The organism is Streptomyces sp. BK340, from assembly GCF_007827595.1.
Lineage (GTDB): Bacteria > Actinomycetota > Actinomycetes > Streptomycetales > Streptomycetaceae > Streptomyces.
On record NZ_VISR01000074.1, the window covers coordinates 1 to 1455 of the forward strand.

Annotated in this window: 1 protein-coding gene; it reads right to left on the reverse strand. The window is 69.1% G+C overall.

Features of this window, described 5'->3' with window-relative positions; genetic code table 11:
* Positions 1-17: 17 nt before the first annotated feature.
* Complete coding sequence (locus FB157_RS46960; RefSeq protein WP_145887976.1) at positions 18-1232, reverse strand: IS110 family transposase; 1215 nt, start codon at positions 1230-1232, stop codon at positions 18-20.
* Positions 1233-1455 lie beyond the last annotated feature (223 nt).

A 1455-nucleotide genomic window follows, 5' to 3' on the forward strand; every position in this document is an offset into this window, starting at 1 on the left:
TGAAGCTCCTATTGCCGTCAAGCGGTCTGGATCCAGTCACGGTAGGCACGGGCGAGGTCGTCGTCTCGGCTGAGGCCTCGTTCGAGTCTGGAGATGGTGGTGGGCCAGACGCCGAAGTGCTGGGCGACGGCGGTGAGGGTGATGTTCTTGGCTTGCCGTTGGGGCCGCAGGTCGGCGATGCCGGGGACGGTGACGGTGGTGGTGAGGCAGCGGAACATCTCCCGGGCGATGGCTCGTTTGAGGAGCCGGATGATCTCCTTCTTCGTCCGTCCGGCGGCGGTCTGCCGTGCCGCGTATTCGCGGGTTCTGGAGTCGCTGGACAGGCGGACGAGGGCGATGCGGTAAAGGGCCGCGTTGGCAGCCCGGTCTCCGCCGCGGGAGAGGCGGTGCCGGTTCGTTCTGCCGCTGGAAGCGGGGACCGGGGCGACGCCGCACAGAGCGGCGAAGGATGCCTCGGTCCGCATGCGTTCGGGATTGCCTCCGGCGGTAACCAACAGCTGTGCTGCGGTGTCGGGGCCGACGCCGTAGGCGGCTCGCAGGCCGGGGTTGTACGCGCTGGCCTCGCTGTCCAGGGCCTGGGTCAGGGCCTCGTGTTCGGCGGTCAGCTCCTTGACGCGTCGCGCGAGGCTCTTCAGGGCCGTGAGGACCGCTGTGTGCACCACGTCTCCGGTCGGCCGCAGCCGGGCCAGGGCGTCAGTGCGGTCTGTCCCTTTGAGCTGCCCGTATTTGGCGCGGATGGCTTCGGGTGCGGTGAACAGAAGGTGGGTGATCTGGTTTAGGGCGGCGGTGCGGGCCTTGACGGCGGAGCGGGCGGCGTTGTGCAGGGCGCGTATGCCGGCGACGGTGTCGTCCTTGGGCGCGCTGGAGGCCCGACCGGACAGGGCGGCGCGGGCGGCGGCGTAGGCGTCGATGGGGTCGGACTTGCCTATGCGGCGGCGTTCGGCTCGGTCGGGCCGGTTGACCTCGATGACCGGGTGGCCGTGTGAGCGGGCGGCGCGGGTGAAGCCGGCTCCGTAGGAGGAGGTGCCCTCCACACCGATCGCCCTCACCTGGCCGTGGGCGTTCAGGAAGGCCAGAGCCGCGGCGTATCCGGCGGCGGTGGTGCTGAACTCGGCATCCGCGAGATGGCCGCCGTTGTCGCTGATCACCGCGACGTGGAGGGTGTCGGCATGGGAGTCGACCCCGCCGAACACGTCCTGGTCCGCGGTGTCCTCCACAACCTCTGCTGTCATGCTGATGGTGCCTTCCCAACCGGAGGTGGGCACCGGCCGGGTGGCGCAGACAGGACATTGAAGGGGCTTCTGGCCAAGCTCCTATCAGGTCATGTTCCGCCCGGCCGGAGCCATGAGAACAGATCCCGGCGGCCGGACAGTACAGCGCGAAGACAGCCCAGCAGGGCGTCAGTCAGACCCCGAGCCACGACCGCCGGAACCTGAGTATCAGCATCAATGTCAG

Bases quoted from the DNA above. Each gene is read 5' to 3' on its own strand.
- FB157_RS46960 (WP_145887976.1), bottom strand. From the start codon at position 1,232: ATGACAGCAGAGGTTGTGGAGGACACCGCGGACCAGGACGTGTTCGGC.